16 protein-coding genes are annotated in these 18,774 nt (G+C 63.3%); 9 read left to right on the forward strand and 7 right to left on the reverse strand.

All coding sequences use genetic code 11. The annotated features are described in order from the left end of the window. From Mame_RS16540 to Mame_RS16550, 3 genes are read right to left on the reverse strand one after another with little or no spacing between them, the layout of a single operon-like run. Complete coding sequence (locus Mame_RS16540) at positions 1-858, reverse strand: carbohydrate ABC transporter permease (protein WP_018064286.1); 858 nt, start codon at positions 856-858, stop codon at positions 1-3. Further along, positions 855-1,823, reverse strand: coding sequence for a carbohydrate ABC transporter permease (locus tag Mame_RS16545; protein ID WP_018064287.1), 969 nt, complete (start codon positions 1,821-1,823; stop codon positions 855-857). The genes Mame_RS16540 and Mame_RS16545 overlap by 4 nt, the downstream gene beginning before the upstream one ends. Before the next feature lie 8 nt (positions 1,824-1,831). Beyond that, complete coding sequence (locus Mame_RS16550; protein ID WP_018064288.1) at positions 1,832-3,082, reverse strand: extracellular solute-binding protein; 1,251 nt, start codon at positions 3,080-3,082, stop codon at positions 1,832-1,834. A gap of 258 nt (positions 3,083-3,340) precedes the next feature. Here Mame_RS16550 and Mame_RS16555 point away from each other — a divergent pair, with 258 nt between their 5' ends. From Mame_RS16555 to Mame_RS16565, 3 genes are read left to right on the forward strand one after another with little or no spacing between them, the layout of a single operon-like run. Beyond that, positions 3,341-4,552 (forward strand): ROK family transcriptional regulator, encoded by a 1,212-nt coding sequence (locus tag Mame_RS16555; protein WP_018064289.1) that lies wholly within the window; start codon positions 3,341-3,343, stop codon positions 4,550-4,552. A 19-nt stretch (positions 4,553-4,571) separates the two neighbouring features. Next, entirely contained in the window at positions 4,572-6,947 is a 2,376-nt protein-coding gene (locus Mame_RS16560) for a PIG-L family deacetylase (protein WP_018064290.1), read from the forward strand. Positions 6,948-6,951: 4 nt separating this feature from the next. Next, positions 6,952-7,839, forward strand: a complete 888-nt coding sequence (locus Mame_RS16565) for a DMT family transporter (protein ID WP_018064291.1) — start codon at positions 6,952-6,954, stop codon at positions 7,837-7,839. A gap of 221 nt (positions 7,840-8,060) precedes the next feature. Here Mame_RS16565 and Mame_RS16570 read toward each other — a convergent pair whose 3' ends face one another. From Mame_RS16570 to Mame_RS16585, 4 genes are all read right to left on the reverse strand, one after another. Further along, on the reverse strand, positions 8,061-8,897 hold the full coding sequence (locus Mame_RS16570) for a carbon-nitrogen hydrolase family protein (RefSeq protein ID WP_018064292.1): 837 nt from the start codon (positions 8,895-8,897) through the stop codon (positions 8,061-8,063). A 105-nt stretch (positions 8,898-9,002) separates the two neighbouring features. Continuing rightward, entirely contained in the window at positions 9,003-9,995 is a 993-nt protein-coding gene (locus tag Mame_RS16575; protein WP_018064293.1) for an MDR family oxidoreductase, read from the reverse strand. A 69-nt stretch (positions 9,996-10,064) separates the two neighbouring features. Next, a complete protein-coding gene (locus tag Mame_RS16580; protein ID WP_018064294.1) occupies positions 10,065-10,988 on the reverse strand; it encodes a pseudouridine-5'-phosphate glycosidase in 924 nt (307 codons plus the stop codon). After that, the gene (locus Mame_RS16585; RefSeq protein WP_018064295.1) at positions 10,981-12,111 is read right to left on the reverse strand and encodes a carbohydrate kinase; all 1,131 of its coding nucleotides are present in this window, start codon (positions 12,109-12,111) and stop codon (positions 10,981-10,983) included. Before Mame_RS16585 ends, Mame_RS16580 begins: the two co-directional genes overlap by 8 nt. Before the next feature lie 233 nt (positions 12,112-12,344). Here Mame_RS16585 and Mame_RS16590 point away from each other — a divergent pair, with 233 nt between their 5' ends. The 6 genes from Mame_RS16590 (at position 12,345) to Mame_RS16615 (ending at position 18,764) form a co-directional block, all read left to right on the forward strand. Next, positions 12,345-13,559 carry an NADP-dependent isocitrate dehydrogenase gene (locus Mame_RS16590; RefSeq protein ID WP_018064296.1) on the forward strand — a complete coding sequence of 405 codons (1,215 nt, stop codon included), beginning with the start codon at positions 12,345-12,347 and terminating at the stop codon, positions 13,557-13,559. A 246-nt stretch (positions 13,560-13,805) separates the two neighbouring features. Next, the gene (locus Mame_RS16595; protein WP_018064297.1) at positions 13,806-14,819 is read left to right on the forward strand and encodes a GAF domain-containing protein; all 1,014 of its coding nucleotides are present in this window, start codon (positions 13,806-13,808) and stop codon (positions 14,817-14,819) included. Between the two features lie 209 nt (positions 14,820-15,028). Next, a complete protein-coding gene (gene adh / locus Mame_RS16600) occupies positions 15,029-16,540 on the forward strand; it encodes an aldehyde dehydrogenase (protein ID WP_210162242.1) in 1,512 nt (503 codons plus the stop codon). A gap of 126 nt (positions 16,541-16,666) precedes the next feature. Next, the gene (locus tag Mame_RS16605; RefSeq protein WP_033409888.1) at positions 16,667-17,068 is read left to right on the forward strand and encodes a DUF779 domain-containing protein; all 402 of its coding nucleotides are present in this window, start codon (positions 16,667-16,669) and stop codon (positions 17,066-17,068) included. 130 nt (positions 17,069-17,198) lie between these two features. Further along, positions 17,199-17,822, forward strand: coding sequence for a glutathione S-transferase family protein (locus Mame_RS16610; protein ID WP_026173389.1), 624 nt, complete (start codon positions 17,199-17,201; stop codon positions 17,820-17,822). 150 nt (positions 17,823-17,972) lie between these two features. Further along, positions 17,973-18,764: a phytanoyl-CoA dioxygenase family protein gene (locus Mame_RS16615; RefSeq protein WP_018064301.1), complete on the forward strand. Its 792-nt coding sequence runs from the start codon at positions 17,973-17,975 to the stop codon at positions 18,762-18,764. Positions 18,765-18,774: the final 10 nt, after the last annotated feature.

Below are 18,774 nucleotides of genomic sequence, written 5' to 3' on the forward strand. Positions count from 1 at the left end.
TTATCCCTTGACGCCGGCGAGCATGACCCCGCGCACGATATAGCGCTGGAAGATCAGGAACACGACGAGCGTTGGTATGGTGGCAAGAGCGGCGCCGGTCATGATCATCTCCCACTCGATCTGGGCCTCGACGGCGAAGGAGGAGAGGCCGACCGGCAGCGTGTAGAGCTCGCTCGATGTTGTGACGATCAGCGGCCAGAAGAATGCTGTCCAGTTGCCGAGGAAAGTGAAGATCGCGAGCGCCGAAAGCGCGGGCGCCACCAGAGGCATGGCGATCTTCCACCAGATGACGAACTCGTTCATGCCGTCGATCCGGGCGGCTTCCATGAAATCGTCCGGCACGCCTTCGAAGAACTGGCGCATCAGGAAGGTGCCGAACCCGGTCATCATGCCCGGAAACATGATGCCCCAATAGCTGTCCAGCCAGCCGAAATTGGCCGACATCAGATACCACGGGATCACCAGCATTTCCGTCGGGATCATCAGGGTCGAGAGGATCGCCAGGAAGATGAAGCGGCGGCCGCGGAACCGGAACTTTGCCAGCGTGTAGCCGACGAGGCTGTCGAAAAACACGTTCGAGCAGGTGACGATGGTGGCGATCAGCAGCGAGTTGAAGAACCAGCGGGCGAAGCCGGAAGAGGTCAGCACCTCGATGTAGTTCGCCAGCGTCGGGTCCTGCGGGATCAGCCGGAGGTCGTAGACCTGGCTCGACGGCTTCAGCGAGGTCGCGAACATGAACAGGATCGGCGTGATCATCACGATGCCGCCGATCAGGAGCAGCGTCCACATCAGCACATAGCCGGGGCGCACCTTCGGACGGTAGCGGGACACCGCGTTTTCGCCGGCAATATCGGTCATTTCTTGTCCCTCAATATCCAGAGCTGCAGGAGCGAGATGACCAGCAGGATGAGAAAGAGAACCACGGTCTGCGCGGCGGCATAGCCCATCTGGTAGGATGAGAAGGCCGACTGGTAGATCATCAGCACCAGCGGCTTGGTGGAGCCGAGCGGGCCGCCGGGATCGTTCGTGGTCATGTTGTAGACCTGATCGAAGATCCTGAGAAACCCGATCGAGGACAGGACGACAAGGAACACGGTGGTGGGCTTCAAGAGCGGCAGCGTGATCCTGCGCAGGATCGCCCATTCGCCGAGACCGTCGATCCGCGCGGCTTCATAGAAGGTCGTGGGAATGGCGCGCAGCCCCGCCATGAATATGATGACCTGGAAGCCGAGGCCAGCCCAGATCGCCGTCACCATGATCGATGGCAGCGCCTGCGTGGTGGAGCGCAGGAAGGGCTGTTGCTGCAGCCCGAATTGCGCCAGCAGGTCGTTGATGACGCCGATGGGAGCGGGCTGATAGAACCAGCGCCAGACCCAGGCCATCGCCGCCGCCGTCGTCAGGAACGGCAGGAAATAGAGCGCACGGATGAAACCGTGGCCGAAGCGCACCCGGTCGAGGAAGAAAGCAATGGTGAAAGATAGCACCAGCGAGATCGGCGTGCCGAAGATCAGATAGGCGAAGGTGTTCTTGAACACCTGCCAGAACGCCGGATCGGCGAACATCTTCCGGTAATTTTCCAGACCGATGAATTTCGGCGGCTTCATCAGGTTCCAGTCCGTCAGCGACAGCCGGAAGGCGTCGAGGGTCGGATAGAAGCGGATGACGCTGTAAAACAGCACCGGCAGCGCCAGAAAGGTCCAGACCCAGATGAGCCGCTTGGTGTGCATTGAAAAACGGTCGGAAAAGCCGCCGCCTTCGGGGCGCTCATGGGGGCCGTCATGGGGGCGGCTCGTGGCCGCCCCTGTTTCAGACTGAACGGGCATTTGCCGCCTCACATCGCTTCGTCGATGATCTTCTGTTCCTGCGCGGCGGCTTCCTTGATGCTGTCGGCGGGCGACTGGCCATTGAGGAGCACGCGGTTGGCCATGTCGATGGCGACCTGACGCTGGGCCGATTCATCCACGAACAGCGTGGTGTGGGCATAATCCAGCCCCTTGAGGAACGGGCCGTAAATCGGGTTCGAGACGTTCTTTTCCGTCAACGCCACCTCGCGCCGCGCCGGCAGTTCGCCAACGACGTCAAGCCAGACTTCCATGGCTTCCGGCGAAGTCAGATAGGCCAGGAATTTCTCCGAGGCTTCCAGTTCCTCGCCCTTCACCTTGGCGCCGATGCCATTGGCGAAATAGCTCGAATAGTTGGAGCGCATGCCGTCGGCATTGGCCGGCAGTTCGGTTACGCCCCATTCGAAATCCTCGATCTGGCCGAACGAGCCGAGACGGAACGTGCCATCGATGGTCATGCCGGCGCGACCGCCCTTGAAGGCTGCCTGGGCCTCGTCCATGAAGCCCGCCTGGCCGACCTTCTCCTTGAGCTGCAGGTCGGTATAGAACTGCAGGGCCTCGGTGCCTTCCGGGCTGTCATAGGTGACCTTGCGATAGTCGTCGGTATAGGGAACGCCGCCATACTGGCGCACCAGCACTTCGCGCCACCACTGGTGATCCTGGCCCGCCATGTCGAGCGTCATACCTTCAACGGTGATGTTGCCGGCATCGTCATGCTTGGCGATCGCCTTGGCAGCCGCGACCATGTCGTCGAGCGTCTGCGGCGGGCTGTCGGGGTCGAGGCCGTTCTCCTCGAACAGCTTCTTGTTGTAGAACAGCGCCAGCGAGCGCACCGCCGTCGGCAGGCCGTAATATTCGCCGTCGCGCTTCATCGCGGTCACGATCGGGAAGAACTCGCTCTCGATCTTGTCCTGCGGGAATGCGTCCTCGGACAGCGGCTGCAGCAGATTGCCCGCCACGAACTTGTCGAGCCAGCCATAGAAAAGCTGCATCACGTCCGGCCCCTTGCCGGCCATGTTGGCGGCAACGATGCGGGTCTGGTAATCGGCGTAGGGGAAGGTCACCTGCTTGACGGTGATATCCGGATTGGCTTCCTCGAACTTCTCGATCAGCTGATCCATCGCGTTGACGCGGGTCTCGTAGATATACTGCCAGTATTCGATCTCGACCGCATTGGCCGAGCCGACCGAAAACAGGCTGATACCGGACATCAGCCCGGCGAGCATAAGTGCCTTGCGCATAATTCTCTCCACTTCCCAGTAAGGCCGCCACGGACCTCAGGGCTCTTGTTCCCGAAAAGCCGTCATCCCTCTCGGCGGCGGCCGTTGTTCATTGTTGCGGACGCCCGCTTGCGCGGCCTCCGGGGCGTCGTTGCCCGACGCCTCCACGATACGGTCGCGTGACATCCGGGTTTTGTCAATAACATAATCTAATTGAATTAATATATTGACGTTAGAAACAGCGCGGATCAGACTGACGACATCAGAAAGCGGAATGAAATGAACGAGAAGACGCGCGGGCAGTTCGCCATCGGCAACAATCCGGAACGCAACAGGGAGCACAATCGCCGGGTCGTGCTCGATCTGGTGCGCCAGCACGGCATGCTTGGCCGCATGGAGATCGCGCGTCAGACCCAGCTCACCGCCCAGGCCGTCGCCAATATCGTCGACGATCTCGTCGGCTCCGGCCTGCTGATCAGCACCGGCCGGCGTCGTTCCGGCCGCGGCCAGCCGCCGATCCAGTTCGCCGTCAATCCCGAAGGCGCTGCCACGATCGGCGTCGAGATCGCCACCGACCAGATGGTGGTCACCGTGCTCGATCTCACCGGCGTGCTCCGCTACAAGCGGATGGTTCCGCTCGCCGACACGACGCCGGAACGCTGCCTGCCGGTGTTCGCCCTCGAGGTCGAGCGGGCACGAAAATCGTTCGATTCGCCGCTGCTCGGCGTCGGCGTGGTGATGCCCGGCCCGTTCGGCATCGAGGGCATGAGCTTCGTCGGTCCGACCACGCTTCCCGGCTGGAGCGGCATCGACGTGAAGGCGGCGCTGAGCGAAGCCTGCGGCATGGACGTGGCGCTGGAAAACGATGCGGCCGCCGCCGCCGTTGCCGAACGGTTGTTCGGCGCGGGCCATGCGATCTCGCATTTCTGCATGCTCTATTTCGGCACCGGCATTGGCCTCGGCATGATCCAGGATGGCGCGCCCTATCGCGGCGCCTTCGGCAATGCCGGCGAGATCGGCCATGTGCCGGTGGTGCCGTCCGGGCGGCTCTGCCCCTGCGGCCAGCGCGGCTGCCTGGAGCGCTACGCCTCGCTCCATGCGCTCCACGAAAAATTCGACCAGAGCGGAAGGGAACGCCCGCAGATATCTGAAATCGAAAGACTTTTTCAATCCGGAGACCAGGTGGTCCAGGCGTGGATCGACGAAGCGGCCGCCCACCTCTCCACCGTCATCGGGCTGCTCGAAAACATCTTCGATCCGGAAACCATCATCTTCAGCGGGGCGTTTTCCGACAGCCTCATGGATGCGGTGATCGCCCGACTGCCGCCGCTTCCGCCCTCCGTCGCCGCCCGCGCCGGGCGTACCCAGCCGCGGGTGATGCGCGGCCAGACCGGCCAGTATACGGCCGCACTCGGCGCCGCCGCCCTGCCGCTCTTCGAAATCCTGACACCGAAACTCGAAACATCGCCATCTGATCAACAGGTGGCCTGAAAAAATCACGGGGAACAGCATGCTCACGCCGCGCCAACGCATCGAACAGGAAAAGTCGTCCTCCGCCCATGTGCGGCTCTATCGGGCGCTGACGCAGCTGACCTCGCCGGTGACGATGATGAACACCGGCGCGCATCCCGATGACGAACAGTCCGGCATGCTCGCCTGGTTCAGCCTCGGCCTCGGCATGCGCGTGATCATCGCCTGTTCCACGCGCGGCGAAGGCGGGCAGAACGTGCTCGGGCCCGAGCGGCTCGGCGCGCTCGGCGTGCTCAGAACCCGCGAACTGGAAGAGGCCGCCCGCGTGCTCGACGCCGATATCCACTGGCTCGGCCACGGGCCGGATGACCCGGTTCACGACTTCGGCTTCTCCAAGGATGGCGACGCCACCTTCGCCCGCTGGGGCGAGGACCGGATCGTTGAGCGGCTGGTGCGCGCCTACCGCACCGAGCGGCCCGATATCGTCATCCCGACCTTCCTCGATGTGCCGGGCCAGCACGGCCACCACCGCGCCATGACGCGCGCCGCCGAGACCGCGATCCGGCTTGCGGCCGACGAGACCGCCTTTCCCGAGCATTTCGCCGAGGGCCTGACGCCATGGAAAGTGGCAAAATACTACCTCCCCGCATGGTCCGGCGGCGGCGGCACCTATGATGACGACCTGCCCCCGCCTCCCGCAACGCTTACCATTGACGTCCGCGAACAGGATCCCGTGACCGGCGCCGACTACGACCGCATCGGCGAGTGGTCGCGCTATTACCACGCCTCGCAGGGCATGGGCTGGTGGCCGGAGCGCCCGGATCATGTCTGGCAACTCCATCTGCTGTGCGGCGACAATGCCGGCATGCCGGAAGCCACGATCCTCGACGGCCTGCCGTCCACGCTCAAGGATCTCGCCCCCGAAGGCGCGCTCGGCGCGGCGCTGGCCGCCGTCGATGAGGTGATAGCCGCGGCACTGGCCGCTTTCCCGAATGCCGATGCCGTGCAGCATTGCCTCACCGAGGCGGCGGTTCGGATCGAGGCAGCGGAAGCCGCCGGCGATGACGCTTTCCGTGCGCTTCATGGCCACCGTCTCGCCCGCAAGCGCGCCGAGATCGACGCGGCGCTGTTCGAAAGCGCCCGCATCTTCGAGCGCGCCTATGGCGAGGCCGACTACCTGACGCCCGGCGGAACCGCGACGCTGACCGTGGTGCTCGCCGAAGGCGCCGACGCCACCGTGACGCCGAGCCTGCCGGAGGGCGTCCGCGTCGCCGACGCAGCCGTGGTCGATGGCATCCACCGCTTCACGCTTGCCGCCGATGCCGACGCGCAGCTTTCCAACCAGTACCCGCCGCTCTGGTCCTCGCTTGGCGGCAACGGACCGGTTTCGGTGACGCTTTCGGCCGGCATCGCCGGACGCGAAGTGACGCGCAGCGTCGACCTCGAAACCGCCCTTCCGCTTGCGCCGGCCCATTCCGTCACGCTGAAGCCATCCGCATTTATTCTTCCACTTCAAAAGCTTCCGTCGGAAATCTCATTTACCGCTGACGCTGACCTGCCCCTTCACTTCAAGAGCGTTAACGGTTTCGAGGTCACCGGCGAAGGCGAAAGCTTCAAGATTAAAACACCTTCCAGTCCCTCCTCCGGCCTCACGGTCATGACGCCGGAAATCGAGGGCAAGCCGGCGGCCAACATCACGAGCTTTAGCTATCCCCATATAGGCCGCAACCGCTTCGTCCGACCGGAGGTGCTGAACGTTCTCACGCTTGACCTGACGCTGCCCGAGGGCGCGACGATCGGCTATGTCGGCGGCGGCGCGGACAATGTCGGCGTCTGGCTGCAACGCATGGGGCTCGACGTTACCGAACTCGACGCCAACGCGATATCGGGCGATCTTTCGGCCTTCACCACGATCGTGATCGGCATCTTCGCCTTCGGCACGCGGCCGGACCTTGCGGCGGCCACGAAGAAGCTTCATCGCTTCGTGGAAGACGGCGGCCACCTCGTCACCCTCTACCATCGTCCTTCCGACGGCTGGAGCCCGGAGACGACCCCGCCGCGCTATCTGAAGATCGGCTCGCCCTCGCTGCGCTGGCGCGTCACCAATCCGGCGGCCGAGGTCGAGGTGCTGTCGCCCGGTCACACGCTTCTCGCCGGTCCGAACGTGATCGGACCGGAAGACTGGGCCGGCTGGCACAAGGAACGCGGGCTCTATTTCGCTTCCGGATGGGACGATGCCTACGAACCGCTGCTCGCCATGCATGATGCTGACGAGAAGCCGCTCACCGGCGCGCTCGTCTCCGCCGCGATCGGCAAGGGCCGGCACACCCATACGAGCCTCGTGCTCCACCACCAGATGGACCGCCTCACCCCCGGCGCCTTCCGGCTGATGGCGAACCTCGTTCAGCCGGCATGATCCCGTGAGCGCCGAGCCAGCGGCACCGCCGACCGAGGATAAGAACGCGGCGGGCCAGGGCGTCGCCTGGCTCTTGGCCGACATGACGCTGGTGACCTTCATGAGCGTTCTGGTGAAGGCCAACAGCGTCGCCTATCCGGCGATCCAGCTCGTCTTCATCCGCGCCCTGATCGGCCTCGTCTTCATCCTGCCGATGCTCGTTCGCAATCGCGCGGCGCTGATGAACATCCGCTATCCGCTGCGCAATGCCTTTCGCGTCACCTGCAACGCGATCGCGCTGACCTCGAACTTCCTCGCCTTCGCGATGCTGCCGCTCGTCTTGGTGAACGCGCTCGGCTTCACCCGGCCGCTGGTGACCATGGGACTTGCGGCGCTTCTGCTTGGCGAAAGGATCAGCCGGCTCCGCTGGCTCGGCGCGGGCCTCGCCTTCGGCGGCGCGCTGATCATCGTCGCGCCCGGCGAAATGGCGTTTCATCCCGGCCTGCTGGTGGTGCTCGCCAGCATCGTGTTCGGCGCGATGGCGACGATCCAGACCCGGCGGCTGAAGGATGAAAGCACGATCGTGATGATGGTGTTCTACACCGTCGGTCTCGCGCTCCTGACCGGCATCCCCGCCCTCATGCTGTGGCAACCCGTACCGCTCGCCCACTGGCCGGTGCTGGCGCTGATCGGGCTATTGGCGCAGGCCGGGCAATATTGCTGGCTGAAGGCCTATCAGAAGAGCGACGCGAGCATGCTCGCCCCCTTCGGCTATCTCTCGGTGTTCTTCTCCGCCACCGCCGGCTTCTTCTTCTTCGCCGAGGTCCCCTCGCCACGCATTTTCATAGGCGTTGCGGTGATCCTGCTTGCGTTACAGGGAACGCGGTGGTTGGAGGCGCGGAGGCGGCGATGAGTGGCCTAAACCTCGACGGGCCGCTGACAGTATCGGTAGTAGGCGTCTGGCGTATTCAACTTCCGTCCAATAAGCAGGACACAGGCGGCAATTCCCTCGCTCGGCCGGAGAAAAAATAGCGCTCTATTCATATCGTTCTGAACATTGCTGGCCCGTGACCGAGCCATTAATGCAGTGTCGAGTTGAGAGGTCGGATGCGTGAAGCCGTATGGTTGCGATCATCAATATCCTTTTCTATCCCGGCTTCTGCTATCCGTCGTCATCTTCTCTCTGTAAATTTCGCCCGAGCGCGCCTTCGCTTGCCACGGACGAGCCTTCTGAAGCGGGACATCGTATCCAGGATCAAGTCGATCGAGAATGGAAGTTACGAAGCTTGTGTCGTTGGATACATCACAAAGGGCGGCCCATTTTCCATCTGGCCCTACAATCCCGGCAGGTCCCTTGTGTGCTTTCTGAGCGGGCGTCGACGCGCTGATCCATAGGCAATTCAGGCCTGCATGCGCTCTGAGCGCAATCTGAAAATGCTCGGGAATTCCATATGATGAGAACAGTACTGCATCGGCTCCCAACCGTTCGTACTCCATGAAAACTTCGGGGAATTGAGACTCAATGCAGATCGCGCAGCCGAAGCGGAAGCCATCGACTTCAAAAACTATCGGTTCGGCCCCCGGCGTGTACCAGCCGTTGATCTCGCTGTTCGAGAGGAACCTCTTGTCATACCTTGTCAACAGGTCGCCAGAATCCGAGAACACATAAAGGCTGTTGTGCGGGCGTTCCATTGCCGACAGCCTGTGCGCACCGCCAACGACCGCAAAAATACCGAGCATTCCGCAGAGTTCGGCAATGCTCCTCAACTCTTTCTCGTAACCGAACCAATCAAAGAAGCGCCAATCGTCCGGAGTGGCAATTTGCGCCTTCGAATATCCCGACAAGGCGCCTTCGCAGAAGCTGACGAGCTTGACACCTTCTGCGGCGGCATCCGAAATCACCTGTCGAATAAGTGCGGCGTTCGTTGATATGTCTTTTGAAACGGCAGTTTGGGCGGCGGCTATCTTCACACATGCTCTCCTTAGCTCAGGCCTGTATTCTCGGCCTTTTCAGGTCCTTTAAGAACCTCGAAACTGCGCGATTGAGCACCGGGGCTGCCAACAAGCCGAAATGGCCTACGCCACCTTCACGATCAGCCGTCCGCGCACCTTGCCGGCCAGAATGTCTTCGGCGGCCTGCGGCAGGCCCTGAAGGTCGATTTCGCCGGCGGTGACGAGGTCGATATGTTCCGGCGTCAGGTTGTTCTGCAACAGCCGCCATGCGGCCTCGCGGCGCTGTGGCGGCGCGAATACGGAATCGACGCCGATCAGCGTGACCGCGCGCAGGATATGCGGCAGCACGGTTGCGGGAAGATCGGGCCCGCCGGCAAGGCCGCAGGCGGCCACCGCGCCGTCGCGCACCGTCTGCGCCAGAACATTGGCGAGCGTGGTAGAGCCGACGCTGTCGACGGCGCCGATCCAGTGCTCCTCCTGCAACGGCCTGCCGGCTTCCGAAAGCGTCTTGCGGTCGATGAAATCCCTCGCGCCGAGCCGGCGCAGATAATCATGGGTTTCCGCCCTGCCAGTGGAGGCGGTCACGTGAAAGCCGAGTGCGGCAAGCAGCGCCACGGCATAGGAGCCGACGCCGCCCGCCGCCCCCGTGACCAGCACGCTGCCGCCATCCTGAGACAGATTGCCCCAGGCGAGAAGCTGGTTGACGCAGAGCGCCGCCGTGACGCCCGCCGTGCCGATCGCCATCGCCTGGCGCTGGTCGAAGCCTTCCGGCTGTTTCATCAGCCATTCCGGCTTCAGCCGCTGATAGACCGAGAAAGCGCCCCACTCGGTCTCGGACAGGCCGGAGCCGGTGGCGATCACGCGGTCGCCGGGCTGAAACGAATCGCTTGCCGATTCGACGACCGTGCCGGCGATATCGATCCCCGGCACCATCGGAAACCGCCGCGCGATCCGCCCCTTGCCCGTGACCGAAAGCCCGTCCTTGTAGTTCAGGCTGGAATAGTCGACCCGCACCAGCACCGGCAGATCGGGCAGGTCGTCGCGGGTCAGTTCCGCCGACACGGCGGCGGGATGGTCCTTGTCGCGGATCAGCAGCGCGGGAAAGCTCTCGGTCATCACGGTCTCCTCGGGTTCGGCGATTTTGCACCGGAGAGTAACGAGGCGCGCGCGAAACGCAATCCGCCTTCAGGCGCGTGCTGCAACCCTTGCCGCCGCGATCCGCGCGGCGAGCGCGGCATTGTTCTTCACCAGCGCGATGTTGGCCTTCAGGCTGCACCCTTCCGACAATTCGTTGATCCGCGCTAGCAAGAAGGGCGTCAGCTCCTTGCGGGCAATACCGCGTTCCTCGGCTTCGCGCACCGCATCGTCGATGGTGCCGTCGATGAATTCCGGCGTCAGCGCATCGGCCTCGGGCACCGGATTGGCGATCAGCATGCCGGTTCCGGTGGAAAGCCCGTCATGGGCGATCATGGCGGCGGCGATTTCCTCGGCGCTGTCCAGCCGATGGTCGGCCTTGAAGCCGCTGGAGCGGGTGAAGAAGGCGGGAAAGTCATCGCTGCGATAGGCGATCACCGGCACGCGCTGGGTTTCGAGATATTCGAGCGTCTTCGCAATATCGAGGATCGATTTCACGCCGGCGCAGATCACCGTCACCGGCGTGCGGCCGAGCTCGGTCAGATCGGCCGAAATGTCGAAGGTCTGTTCCGCGCCGCGATGCACGCCGCCGACGCCGCCGGTGGCAAAGATCGGGATGCCCGCCAGTTCGGCGATCTTCATGGTCGCGGAAACCGTGGTGCCCGCCGTCTGGCGCTTGACGATCGCAACCGCGAGATCGCGGCCGGACGCCTTGACCACGCCGTCCTCGACCTTCGCGAGCCGCTCGATGACGTCGCGGTCGAGGCCGGCATGCAGCCTGCCGTCGATCACGGCGATGGTGGCCGGCACCGCGCCGTTTTCGCGCACCACGGCCTCGACGCCGAGCGCGGTCTCAAGGTTGGCGGGATAGGGCATGCCATGGGTGATGATGGTCGATTCCAGCGCCACGACGGGTTTGCCCTGTGCCAGCGCTTCCCTGACTTCCGTGCCGAGAATGATTTCGATGTCAGACACGTGCTTCTCCTTCGATTGGTGCGAGGCGGTGAAGATTGGCCTCGACAAAGTGTGGGGACATTTGCGGATGGACGCTCGCTGCGCTTTCGGTTGTCAGCGCGGCAATCAGCGCGCCGCGCCGCACGGCCTCGTGAAGCGCGCCGCTGTGCAGGTAATGGTGCAGGGTTCCGGCAATCATCGCATCCCCGGCGCCGGTCATGTCGACGGGCCGCGCGGCCACCACCGGCACGTGGCTCGCGCCGCCGCCATTGGCCACCACGGCGCCGAGCGCGCCGGACGTCAGGATGACCGCGGAGGCACCCGCTTCGATCAATGCCTTCGCGGCCTTCTCCATGCTATTGATATTTATTGAGAAAGACGATTCGAGATAGGCGGAAGCCTCATCCAGATTCAGAAACAGCAGGTCGACGCCGGAAAGATCGCCAGGCAGCTTCTTCACCTTCGGCGTCGACACCGCATCGATCGCCAGCTCGAACCGTCCCGCGCGCCTCTGCTCGATCAGCGCGGCAAGGGTGGCGGCCGGCAGATTGCAATCGACAAAGACGAGCCTTGCGGCAGCCAGAGACGGCGCGGCGTTGGCGAGAAGCTCCGGCGTCATGCGGTCGAAGATCGCCATGTCGGCAATGCCATAGGCAAGGTCGCCGCCGGGCTCCAGAATGGCCGCATATTCCGCCGTCCGCTCGTCGGGCAACTGAAAGAGATTGGCGACATCGATGCCGCGGGCGCCGAGATGGCGGGCGAGATCGCGCCCGCTTTCATCCGCGCCGACGGCGGAGACAAAGCTGACGCCGGCACCGAGCGCGGCCAGGTTTTCGGAGACATTGCGCGCAACGCCGCCAAAGCTGCGCATGCCCTCGACCGGATTGGAGGTGCCGGCGATCAGCGGCGCTCGGGCGATATATTTGCGGTCGATCACCGCCCCCCCGACAACCGCCACCCGCCCCTCTTGCGGCAGCAGATAACCACGCCCGAGAATATGGCCCTTCTCGGTAAGCCGCACCACATGGGCCGCCACGGCGGAACGCGACAGGCCGAGTTGGTCAGCCATCTGCTGCTGACCGGCAAACGGGTTCTCCCGGATCAGCGCAAGCAGCGCCTGCTCGGGCTCACTCAAATCGGTCATGTCACCTTCCCTTGCTGCAGGAATGAGGGACGCTTCATCGCGCGGAGGAAACCTCATAACAATAGTTACAATCATAACACTTGTTACATCACCAATCCAGAGGCGGACCCTGCCCACACACACTTTTCGCAAAGTTTCGGCGCGCCATGCCTTTTTTCCCCGCGACCGCAATGCTATAGCCCTCGGGAAACGTTAAAACACGGGCTTTCAGGCCCCGCAGACGAGGAAGAAGCATGACGAAGATCAAGGTGGCAAACCCGGTTGTCGATCTCGACGGCGATGAAATGACGCGCATCATCTGGCAGTTCATCAAGGAAAAGCTGATCCTGCCCTATCTCGACCTGCCGATCGAATATTACGACCTGTCGGTCCAGAACCGCGACGCCACCGACGACCAGGTCACCGTCGATGCCGCCAACGCCATCAAGAAGCACGGCGTCGGCATCAAATGCGCGACCATCACGCCAGACGAAGCCCGCGTCGAGGAATTCGGCCTGAAGAAGATGTGGCGCTCGCCGAACGGCACGATCCGCAACATCCTTGGCGGCGTTATCTTCCGCGAGCCGATCATCATGCAGAACGTGCCGCGCCTGGTGCCGGGCTGGACCCAGCCGATCATCGTCGGCCGTCACGCCTTCGGCGACCAGTACCGCGCCACCGATTTCCGCTTCCCCGGCAAGGGCAAGCTTACGATCAAGTTCGTCGGCGAGGACGGCAAGGAAATCGAGCATGAAGTGTTCGACGCTCCCTCCTCCGGCGTTGCCATGGCGATGTACAACCTCGACGATTCGATCCGCGACTTCGCCCGCGCTTCGCTGAACTACGCCCTGATGCGCGGCGTACCCTGCTACCTCTCCACCAAGAACACCATCCTCAAGGCTTATGACGGCCGCTTCAAGGACCTGTTCCAGGAAGTCTACGAGGCCGAGTTCAAGGCCGAATATGAAAAGAAGAAGATCTGGTACGAGCATCGCCTGATCGACGACATGGTCGCGGCCGCGCTGAAGTGGTCCGGCGGGTATGTCTGGGCCTGCAAGAACTATGACGGCGACGTCCAGTCCGACATCGTTGCCCAGGGCTTCGGATCGCTCGGCCTGATGACCTCGGTCCTGATGACGCCGGACGGCAAGACGGTGGAAGCCGAAGCCGCCCACGGCACGGTGACCCGCCACTACCGCCAGCACCAGAAGGGTCAGGAAACCTCGACCAACTCGATCGCCTCGATCTTCGCCTGGACGCGCGGTCTGGCCCATCGCGGCAAGCTCGACGACAACCAGGACCTGATCCACTTCGCCGAAACGTTGGAAAAGGTCTGCGTCGACACCGTCGAAAGCGGCCACATGACCAAGGACCTGGCGCTGTTGATCGGCCCCGACCAGCCCTGGCTCTCGACCACCGCCTTCCTCGACAAGATCGATGAAAACCTCCAGAAGGCGATGGCGGCCTGAGGCCGACGCCTTCAGCGATGAATACCGAAAACCCGGCCCTCGCGCCGGGTTTCTGCTTTCCTCGACTGTGTCGTCCTGCCTGCACTCCGGCAACGGAAATCCGGTTTCTTCACCAAAGTCTGATACCACTTCGCGCCGAAATCCCTTCACTCTCGCTTCGTTTTGGATCACAATATCCGCGTAAACCGCCGAGGAGACCGGGAGCGGCACCGCAGATGTGCGCACCGGAAGCGGGAGGAGACAGCGATGGCTTATACGTCAAGGCCGGCGGAAAACCGTGCCCATGCTGACATCGTGACCGCGACGGCGCTGTCGGCCAACGGACCGGCGCGCTCGCCTGTCGCAGCATCATGGTGGCGCTCGCTGGTTCAGCACGGGCTCGACCCGGCCAGCGCCAGAACGCGCCGCGCCGAGACGCTGTCCGAGCTTGAACTGAGGCAGCGGATAGAGAAATCCGATCTTCTGATGCATGTCGCCCGCGCCCGGCTCGATCACCTCTATAAATGCGTCTCGCTCTCTGCCTGCGGCGTTTTCCTGAGCGATGCCGATGGCGTCGTTCTTGATGCGCGCTGGCGCAGCGGCGACCAGTCGAGTTTCGAAAGCTGGGGCCTGCGGCCGGGCCGAAGCTGGTCGGAGGCCGCCGTGGGCACGAATGGCATCGGCACCTGCCTTGCGGAGGAACGGCCGCTCATCATTCATCGCGACGAGCATTTTCTGGATCGCAACATCGCCATGAGTTGCATCGACGCCCCGATCTATGGCGCGGATGGCCGGCTGATCGGCGCGCTCGACATTTCCTCCGCCCGCAGCGACCAGACCGCTTCCGCCAACCAGCTCATCGCCGCGCTCGTGCGCCAGGCGGCGCGGCAAATCGAGGCGGACTGCTTCCGCCATGACCATAGCGGTCAGCGAATCATTCTCGTGGATGATGACGATGACACGGAATCCGCCGGCGGTGATGCCGCCGCGCTGGTCGCCGTCGATGAGAACGACCTCGTGGTCGGCGCAACCCGCGCCGCGCGGCTGACGCTGGGGCTTGTGGCCGCGGGCCGGTTCTCCCCGGTTCCGGCCGACGACCTGCTGGCGAAAGGGGCTCCAGAGAGCGGATTCGCCTCAGCGGAACGCTCCGCCATTCTCAAGGCGCTCGCCCGCCGGCGCGGCAATGCAAGCCGTGCAGCAGAGGATCTGGGCATCGGCCGCGCCACGCTCTATCGCCGCATGAAGCGCCTCGGCCTGCAATCGCGATTCGAGCAGAACTAGACGGAAACGACGCGACTTCGGCGTCGTTCATACCGGTCGCCGCAATCTCCTCACCAGATCAACATCTTTGGCGCGGAAAACTGTCTCAATTGCGAGACAGAGTCCGATCTCTGCCGGTTTGCGGCGGATGACAAGCAGCGATGATCCATCGAAACTTGGCCCATCACCAAAGTTCAGCATGATTTCTGGGAGGAACTGTTATGAACGAGATGACCAAACCCGAAGGGCTTTTGAAATCCCCCTTCAAGGACCGCTATGACAATTTCATCGGCGGCAAGTTTGTACCGCCGAAAAACGGCCGCTATTTCACCAACACCACACCGATCACCGGGGCAGCGATTAACGAGATCGCCCGTTCCGACGCCGCCGATATAGAACTCGCGCTGGATGCGGCCCATGCCGCCAAGGCGAAATGGGGTTCGACTTCGCCGGCCGACCGCGCTCGCGCGCTGCTGAAGATCGCGGATGTGATCGAGGCCAACCTTGCCCTGATCGCCACCTGCGAGACCTGGGACAATGGCAAGCCGATCCGCGAGACCATGAACGCCGATATCCCGCTCGCTGCCGACCATTTCCGCTACTTTGCCTCTGCGCTTCGCGCCCAGGAAGGCACGATGAGCGAGATCGACGACGATACCGTCGCCTATCACTTCCACGAGCCGCTCGGCGTGGTCGGCCAGATCATCCCCTGGAACTTCCCGATCCTGATGGCCGCCTGGAAGCTGGCGCCGGCGATTGCCGCCGGCAATTGCGTGGTGCTGAAGCCCGCCGAGCAGACACCCGCCTCTATCCTGGTGCTGGCGGAGCTGATCGCCGACATTCTGCCGCCCGGCGTGCTCAACATCGTCAACGGCTTCGGTCTTGAAGCCGGCAAGCCGCTGGCGCAGAGCCCGCGCATCGCCAAGATCGCCTTTACCGGCGAAACCACGACCGGCCGGCTGATCATGCAGTACGCCACCGAAAACCTCATTCCGGTGACGCTGGAGCTCGGCGGCAAATCGCCCAACATCTTCTTCAAGGATGTGATGCGCGAGGATGACGGCTTCCTCGACAAGGCGGTGGAAGGCTTCGTGTTCTTCGCGCTCAACCAGGGCGAGGTCTGCACGTGCCCGTCCCGCGCGCTGATCCAGGAGGATATCTACGACGCCTTCATGGAACGCGCCATCGCCCGCACCAAGGCGATCATCCAGGGCGACCCCCGCGCCGACAATACCATGATCGGCGCCCAGGCATCGAGCGAGCAGAAGGAGAAGATCCTGAGCTATTTCGATATCGGCCGTCAGGAAGGCGCGGAGGTTCTGCTGGGCGGCAAGGCGGCCGATCTCGGCGGCGAGCTTTCGGGCGGCTATTATATCGAGCCGACGATCCTCAAGGGGCACAACAAGATGCGTGTGTTCCAGGAAGAAATCTTCGGACCCGTCGTCTCCGTCACCACCTTCAAGGATGAGGCGGAAGCGCTCGAAATCGCCAATGACACGCTTTACGGCCTTGGCGCCGGCGTGTGGTCGCGCGATGCCAATACCTGCTACCGCTTCGGCCGCCACATTCAGGCCGGGCGCGTCTGGGTCAACAACTACCACGCCTATCCGGCGCATGCGGCCTTCGGCGGCTACAAGCAGTCCGGCATCGGGCGCGAGACCCACAAGATGATGCTCGACCACTATCAGCAGACCAAGAACCTCCTGGTCAGCTACTCGACCGAGAAGGTCGGCTTCTTCTGAGAACACAAGAAGAGGGTGACAAGCCCCCTCCTCCCTGGAAGGCGGACGGAGCGCATGCGCTCCGTCCGCCGACGGCAATGGAAGGAAGGTAAAATGGAAAACCCAGCAATCACCTGCGTCACGGATATGATACTGCCGGAGGGCGCTGAGCCCAATTGCCGCGTCACCGCCACGCTTGCGGCACGCGCGCTGATACGGGAAATCCAGTCCGAGTATGGCGAGATCATGTTCCACCAATCCGGCGGCTGCTGCGACGGCTCGTCGCCGATGTGTTATCCGAAATCCGAATTCCATCTCGGCAGCGGCGATGTTCTGCTGGGCGAAGTGGAAGGGGCGGAAGTCTGGATATCCGGCCCGCAATTTGCCGCCTGGAAGCATACTCAGCTCATCCTCGACGTGGTGCCCGGCCGCGGCGGCATGTTCAGCCTCGACAATGGCCGCGAGAAACGGTTTCTGACCCGGTCCCGGGTTCTGAGCGAAGACGAACAGACAGCGCTGGGAGAGGCCCGCGGCCCGAGCGGCGCTTGACGTTTACCGCCAAACGACGTCCGAACCGACGCTAGGCTAAACTCCGCTTCACCCCCAGCGACCGCTCGTCATTTAGGTCTTGATTTCCAGCTGACGGCCAAATAGAACATAAAGCGAACACCAAGGGGGAATGATGAGCAGAATTACCTTGTACACCAACCCGCTGTCGCGCGCGCGGATCGCCCGCTGGATGCTGGAGGAGGTCGGGACCGAGTACGAAACCCGCATTTTGACCTATAACGGCACGATGAAAGAGCCAGCCTATCTTGCCATCAACCCGATGGGCAAGGTGCCGGCGATTGTCCATGACGGCGATGTGGTGACGGAATGCGCGGCGATCTGCGCCTATCTCGCCGACGCCTTTCCCGAGGCAGGGCTTGCGCCGCCGCCCGCCGAGCGCGCCTCCTACTACCGCTGGCTGTTCTTCGCCGCCGGCCCGCTCGAAGCAGCCATCGTCAACAACAGTTTCGGCTTTGTCGTTCCGGCCGAACGGGAACGCTCGGTCGGCTACGGCAATTTCGAGCATGTCATGGATACGCTCGACAAATGGCTGTCGGAAAACCGGTTCGTTGCCGGCGACAGCTTCAGCGCCGCCGATGTCTATGTCGGCGCCCAGGTCAACTGGGGCCTGCAGTTCGGCACGTTCGACAAGCGCGATTCCTTTGCGGCCTATGCCGAGCGCATCGCCGCCCGCCCGGCCTTCATCCGCGCCAGCAAGCTGGATGACGAGGCCGCCGCGGCGGCCCAAACCTGACTTGTCCCGTCGGACAGCCAGTGTAGAATGAAGCGATGATGATGAAGGCAACATTTTTTCCGCTGAACTGAGAACACCGCCATGAGCGGATTTTCGGATTTGGTTTTAACGGGGCCGCGCCATGCGACGCCCCGCAGGAGAAATGTTGATATGCCAGAACATCATTCTGTGGGCCTGAGCGACGCTCAGGTCTCATCCTTTATCGAAGACGGTTATGTGCGGGTCGATCAAGCCTTCAGCGCCGCGCTTGCGGAAGAGTGCCGCGCAGCGCTGTGGCGGGCGATGGGGTTGTCGCCGGTCGCGCCGGAGGCCTGGACCGAACCGGTGATCCGGATCGGGTCGATGGCTGCGCCGCCCTTTGTGGAAGCCGCCAACACGCCGCGCCTTCAGCGCTGTTACGACCAGTTGGCGGGCAAGGGACGCTGGGTCGCGCCCCGCGGCCTCGGCACCTTCCCGATCCGCTTTCCCTCGCCAACGCCTGCCGGCGATGACGGCTGGCATGTCGATGTCAGCTTCGGCTTCGACAATCCGGACTTCATGGAATGGCGGGCGAATGTGAAGAGCACCGGACGGTCTCTCCTGATGCTGTTCCTGTTTTCCGATGTCGGCGAATGCGACGCGCCAACCATCATCCGGGTCGGGTCGCACGCCGCGATCGCGCGGCAGCTTCTGCCGCATGGCGAGGCGGGCCTGTCCCTGCGGGCGCTCTCGGCCGACGGCTACGCCTCAACCGGCGACTGCCCGGAAGTCGAGGCGACGGGTCCGGCGGGCACGGTCTATCTCTGCCATCCGTTCCTGGTGCACCGCGCTCAGCCGCATCGCGGCACGACGCCGCGCTTCATGGCCCAGCCGCCGCTGCTGCCTGTCGGCGAGTTCGATCCGGCGCTTCCGCCTTCTCCGGTTCAGATCGCGATCCGGCGGGCTTGCGGGCTCACATTCTGATGCCCGATGG

This window comes from Martelella mediterranea DSM 17316, assembly GCF_002043005.1.
Lineage (GTDB): Bacteria > Pseudomonadota > Alphaproteobacteria > Rhizobiales > Rhizobiaceae > Martelella > Martelella mediterranea.